Origin of the sequence: Burkholderia sp. AU4i, from assembly GCF_000466765.1 — a bacterium.
GTDB lineage: Bacteria > Pseudomonadota > Gammaproteobacteria > Burkholderiales > Burkholderiaceae > Burkholderia > Burkholderia cepacia.
On sequence record NZ_ASSI01000303.1, the window covers coordinates 1 to 5,052 of the forward strand.

Consider the following 5,052-nt stretch of genomic DNA (forward strand, 5'->3'; position numbering starts at 1 on the left):
CCTTCGGCGTGCGCGGCGTCGCGCACGCGCTGCAGGTCCTCGGCGAGCGCGGCGGCGGCCGCTGCCGCGTCGTCGGGCGGCGGCGGGGGCGGCGGCGGGTCGAACGACGCCATCTCCCACCGCTGGTAGGCGGTGAGGGTGCCCGCGCGATCGCTCGCCGAATCAGACATACGCGTCTTCCGCCTTGCCGCCGATCGCGATCGCGCCGCTCTCGGCCAGGTTGCGCACGATCTGCAGGATGCGGCGCTGCTGCGTCTCGACTTCGGACACGCGTACCGGGCCGCGCGCGTCGAGATCCTCGGCGAGCAGCTCGGCCGCGCGCTGCGACATGTTCGCGAGGAACTTCTGGCGCAGCGCGGGCGGCGCGCCCTTCAGCGCGATGATCAGCGTTTCCGACTCGACTTCCTTGAGCACCATCTGGATCGCGCGGTCTTCGAGGTCGAGCAGGTTCTCGAACACGAACATCTGGTCGACGATCTTCTGCGCGAGATCCGCGTCGTACTGGCGCACGCTTTCGAGCACGCCTTCCTCATGCACGCTCGTCATGAAGTTCAGGATCTCGGCCGCGGTGCGGATGCCGCCCATCGGGCTGCGCTTCAGGTTGTCGCTGCCGGACAGCAGGCCCGTCAGCACGTCGTCGAGTTCGCGCAGCGCGGCCGGCTGGATGCCGTCGAGCGTCGCGATCCGCAGCATCACGTCGTTACGCAGGCGTTCGGTGAAGCACGACGCGATCTCGGATGCCTGGTCGCGGTCGAGGTGCACGAGGATCGTCGCGATGATCTGCGGATGCTCGTTCTTGATCAGTTCGGCCACCGCGCCCGAGTCCATCCACTTCAGGCCCTCGATGCCGCTCGTGTCGCTGCCCTGCAGGATGCGGTCGATCAGCACGCCGGCCTTGTCCTCGCCGAGCGCCTTGGTCAGCACCGAGCGGATGTAGTCGCTCGAATCGAGCGACAGCGCGGTGTGCTGCTCCGCTTCCTTCGCGAATTCCTGCAGCACGTCCTCGACCTGCTCGCGCGTGACGTTCTTCAGCGCGGCCATCGCGGCGCCGATCTTCTGGACCTCGCGCGGCGCGAGGAACTTGAATACCTGCGCGGCCTCTTCCTCGCCGATCGACATCAGCAGCAGCGCGCTCTTGGTCAAGCCTTCAGCGTTCATCGGACACCCAGTTCTTCACGACGGTGGCGACGATCTTCGGATCCTGGCGGGCGATCGAGCGCGCGTAGTCGAGGTTGCGTTCGTAACGGTTCTTTTCGCTTTCGAAACCGAGCAGCAGCGCGTCGGGTTCTTCGGCCTTCTCCGGCGCCGGCAGGCCGTCGAGCGCGACCGGATCTTCCGGCGCGGCGAGCGCCGCCGCGACCGGCTCGGGCGGCGGGAACGCGCGGCGCATCGCCGGGCGCACGAACATGAAGTAGAGCGCCGCCGCGGCCGCCGCGATGCCGAGCCACTTCGCGGCTTCCTTCGCCATCGCGATCATGTCGGGCTGGCGCCACCACGGCAGGTCGGCGTACGGGTCGCTCGCGGTCGAGAACGCGCTGTTCACGACGTTCACCGAGTCGCCGCGCTTCGCGTCGTAGCCCATCGCATCCTTCACGAGCTGTTCGACCTGCGCGAGCTTCGCCGGCGGCAGCGGCTGCATCGTCACATGGCCCTTCGCATCGGCGACCGGCTGGTAGTTGACGACGACCGCGACCGACAGCCGCTTCACGCTGCCCATCGGCTGCTCGAGGTGACGGATCGTCTTGTCGAGCTCGTAGTTGGTCGTCTGGTCCTTGCGATCGCTCACGGGCGTCGTCTGCGGCGAGTTCTGGCCATTGCCGGCGACGATCGGCGCGGACGCCGGCTGCGGCGGCGTGTTCGACAACGCGCCCGGCACGCCCGACGCGCCGCCCTGCGCGAGCTCGGTCGCGCTGCTGGTCTGCTGGCTGCGGATCGCGGATTGCTGCGGATTGCCGTTCGGGCCGTAGCTTTCCGACGTCTGCTCGACCTTCGAGAAATCGAGGTCCGCGCTGACCTGCGAGCGTGCGTTGCCCGTGCCGAAGATCGGCGCGAGGATCGCGTCGATGCGCTTCTGCGTGTTGTGCTCGACCTGCTGCACGTACTTGAGCTGGCTCGCGTCGAGGCCGGATGCCGAGGCGGTCTGGGTCAGCAGGTTGCCGTCCTGGTCGACGATCGTCACGTTCTTCGCGGGCATGTCGGGCACGCCGGACGACACCATCCGCGTGATCGCCTGCACCTGGCCCTCGTCGAGCACGCGGCCCGGGTAGAGGTCGACGAACACCGACGCGCTCGGCGCTTCCTTGTCGCGCACGAACACCGACGGCTTCGGGATCGCGAGATGCACGCGCGCGCCGCGCACGGCGTTGATCGATTCGATGGTGCGCTGCAGCTCGCCTTCGAGCGCGCGCTGGTAGTTGATCTGCTCGGCGAACTGGCTGATGCCGAACTTCTGGTTGTCCATCAGCTCGAAGCCGACCGAGCCGCCCTTCGGCAGCCCCATCGCGGCGAGCTTCAGGCGCGTTTCATGTACCTGGTTCGACGGCACGAGGATCGCGCCGCCGGCATCGGCGAACTTGTAGGGAACGTTTGCCTGCTGGAGCGCGGCGATGATCGCGCCGCCGTCGCGATCCGACAGGTTGCTGTACAGCACGCGATAGTCGGGCGCGCGGCTCCACAGCACGAGCGCGGTGATCACGGCGACCGCGAACGCGACGGCGATCAGGAACGGCAGCTTCGGGTTGCCCTTCATCCGCGAGATGCCGGGAATGCGTTCCGCGAAGCCGCCAAGCCCGAAGTCCGCGCCTGCGCCACCCGCGCCCGGCAACGCGGCGGCCGCGGCGGCGCCGGGCGCCGGGCTGGCGAGGCCCGCGCGGGCGTCTGGGTTGATCAGCGAGTTGGCCTGCGAATCCATGCGTCGAGTTTCTCCGGAGCGGGACGACTGAGCTCGCTCGGACGAGCGGGCGGACAATGACACGATGCGATTATCGTGACCCGGGCCCGGTTCCGATCGACTGAAAAGAGCGGGGTTTCCCCCGTACTTTCTCGGCTTTGACGCGCGGCGCGCTGCTATCCTTTTTCGCGATCCGGCATGGTGCGCGTGGTGCGGCGCCGGCGGAAACGCCCGGTGCGCCGGGTCTCTTCTCTCAGTTTTGGGGACAGCATGACTGCGAACGTCAGCGGAATCGGTTCGGTGTTGCAACAGATGCAGTCGATGGCCGCGCAGGCGTCCGGCGGCGTCGCGAGCCCGACGGCAGCGCTGGCCGGTTCGGGTGCGGCGACGGCCGGCACGTTCGCGAGCGCGATGAAGGCGTCGCTCGACAAGATCAGCGGCGACCAGCAGCACGCGCTCGGCGAGGCGCAGGCGTTCGAGGTCGGTGCGCCGAACGTCTCGCTGAACGACGTGATGGTCGACATGCAGAAAGCCAATATCGGCTTCCAGTTCGGGCTCCAGGTCCGCAACAAGCTGGTGAGCGCTTACAACGACATCATGCAGATGTCGGTGTGATGCGGCGGGCATCCGGGGACGGGTACCCGGCGACGGGCACCCGGGGGCGGCCATCCGGCGAAAGTTGTTCAGGGAAGGCCTCCGGGCCGGCGCCTTCGGCGCCCCGGCGGCAGGCCACGCTTGCCTAAAGCTTTTCAAATCCCTTCCGATAACTCCGGTGAAGGCCGCGTCGTGCGATGCACGGCGGCGGTTCCCGTATAGCCAACGCATAACAAGGAGAAGCGCATGTTTTCCCCAGGACACGCTGGAGCCAGTGCATACGCGCGTGTCGGCGTCGAGACCGGGGTGATGGGCGCCTCCCCGCACCGTTTGATCGCGATGCTGTACCAGGGTGCGCGGCAGGCGGTTGCGCTGGCGCGCATGCATTTGCAGCAGGGCAATGTGTCCGCGCGCGGCGATGCGATCGGCAAGGCGATCCGGATCGTCGAGAGCGGGCTGAAGGCATCGCTGAACCGCGACGCGGGCGGCGAGATCGCGGAACGGCTGGACGCGCTGTATGCGTATATCGGCCGGCGTTTGCTGGAAGCGAACGCGCAGGCGAGCGACGCGATGCTGGTCGAGGTCGACGGGCTGCTCGCGACGCTCGAGGAAGCATGGACGGGGATCGCCCCGGAAGTCGCGCGGATGGCCGCGCAACAGGCAGTGGAAGCATCGAGATGAATCGCAAGGCCGAATACTTCGCACGTTACGAGGCGCTTGCCGCCGTGTCGGGCCGGATGCTGGGCGCCGCCCGCAGCGCCGACTGGAGCGCGTTGCCGGGGTTGCAGGCCGAATTCATGGCGCTCGTCGACGGGCTGAAGGAAGCCGATCCGGGCGTCGTGCTCGACGAATCGGATCTCGGCCGCAAGCTCGACCTGATCCGCCGCATCCTGGCCGACGACGCCGCGATCCGCGACCTCGCGAGCCCGGACGTCGCGCGGCTGTCCGCGCTGTTCGAGGCGCGGCGCTCGACCAAGGTATTGACCGATCTCTACCGCGCGCGCGGGTAGGGCCCGTTTCCAGGGAAGCCGGGAGGCGGGGAGACGGGCGCGGGGCGCACGAACCCGTTGCGGGAGGCGCGCAGTTCCCGCGGGCGGCACCGGCGTGCCGTTCCCGGATTCGCAACGATGTGGCTGAGGTGAGCAGGCTCCGATCATGACCGGTATCGACTCCGTTGCGGCCGCGCTGCTGGCGAGCCGCCTCGACAGCCTGCTGACCGGCACCGTATCGGCGCCCGCCGGCGGCGGCGCGACCTCGCAGGTCGGCACGCCGGGCACCGGCACGGCGTCCACGCCTTCGGCCGGCAGCCCGCCGGCCGCGCCGCCGGCCTCGACCCAGACCGCACTGTCCGATGTCGGGCGCGTGCTCGACGCAATCTCGCGGGCCGGTGGCGACTCGACGCCGGCCATTGCCGGGCGCGTGCCGCTGCTGGCCGATCCCACCGTGCTGCTCACCGATACGGCCTTGCCGGCCCGCGTGCCGGCCGCCTCCGATCCGGCTGCGTCTTCGACGCCGGCCGCCGCCGCGGCATCTTCCGCTGCGGCGGCGCGCGAAGAGATCGGAAGAGC

At 69.0% G+C, this 5,052-nt stretch carries 5 protein-coding genes and 2 pseudogenes; 4 read left to right on the forward strand and 3 right to left on the reverse strand.

From position 1 onward, the window contains the following. The 3 genes and pseudogenes from L810_RS41165 to fliF all read right to left on the reverse strand — a co-directional run. Positions 1-170, reverse strand: a pseudogene (locus L810_RS41165) (flagellar assembly protein FliH); the annotation flags it as partial. Further along, positions 163-1,158 carry a flagellar motor switch protein FliG gene (fliG, locus tag L810_RS41170; protein ID WP_027788887.1) on the reverse strand — a complete coding sequence of 332 codons (996 nt, stop codon included), beginning with the start codon at positions 1,156-1,158 and terminating at the stop codon, positions 163-165. The pseudogene L810_RS41165 and the gene fliG, both read right to left, overlap by 8 nt. Continuing rightward, complete coding sequence (fliF, locus tag L810_RS41175) at positions 1,148-2,911, reverse strand: flagellar basal-body MS-ring/collar protein FliF (RefSeq protein WP_021164032.1); 1,764 nt, start codon at positions 2,909-2,911, stop codon at positions 1,148-1,150. The genes fliG and fliF overlap by 11 nt, the downstream gene beginning before the upstream one ends. A gap of 249 nt (positions 2,912-3,160) precedes the next feature. Here fliF and fliE point away from each other — a divergent pair, with 249 nt between their 5' ends. From fliE to L810_RS41195, 4 genes and pseudogenes are all read left to right on the forward strand, one after another. Continuing rightward, positions 3,161-3,505 (forward strand): flagellar hook-basal body complex protein FliE, encoded by a 345-nt coding sequence (gene fliE / locus L810_RS41180; protein ID WP_021164033.1) that lies wholly within the window; start codon positions 3,161-3,163, stop codon positions 3,503-3,505. Between the two features lie 225 nt (positions 3,506-3,730). Beyond that, a complete protein-coding gene (fliS, locus tag L810_RS41185; RefSeq protein ID WP_021164034.1) occupies positions 3,731-4,165 on the forward strand; it encodes a flagellar export chaperone FliS in 435 nt (144 codons plus the stop codon). After that, a complete protein-coding gene (locus L810_RS41190; protein WP_021164035.1) occupies positions 4,162-4,494 on the forward strand; it encodes a flagellar protein FliT in 333 nt (110 codons plus the stop codon). The genes fliS and L810_RS41190 overlap by 4 nt, the downstream gene beginning before the upstream one ends. 145 nt (positions 4,495-4,639) lie before the next feature. Continuing rightward, positions 4,640-5,052 (forward strand): annotated as a pseudogene (locus tag L810_RS41195) (flagellar hook-length control protein FliK); the annotation flags it as partial.

Excerpts from the sequence above, each read along its gene's own strand:
- fliF (WP_021164032.1), bottom strand. The coding sequence starts at position 2,911 with ATGGATTCGCAGGCCAACTCGCTGATCAACCCAGACGCCCGCGCGGGC.
- fliS (WP_021164034.1), top strand. The coding sequence starts at position 3,731 with ATGTTTTCCCCAGGACACGCTGGAGCCAGTGCATACGCGCGTGTCGGC.
- fliG (WP_027788887.1), bottom strand. The coding sequence starts at position 1,158 with ATGAACGCTGAAGGCTTGACCAAGAGCGCGCTGCTGCTGATGTCGATC.
- fliE (WP_021164033.1), top strand. The coding sequence starts at position 3,161 with ATGACTGCGAACGTCAGCGGAATCGGTTCGGTGTTGCAACAGATGCAG.
- L810_RS41190 (WP_021164035.1), top strand. The coding sequence starts at position 4,162 with ATGAATCGCAAGGCCGAATACTTCGCACGTTACGAGGCGCTTGCCGCC.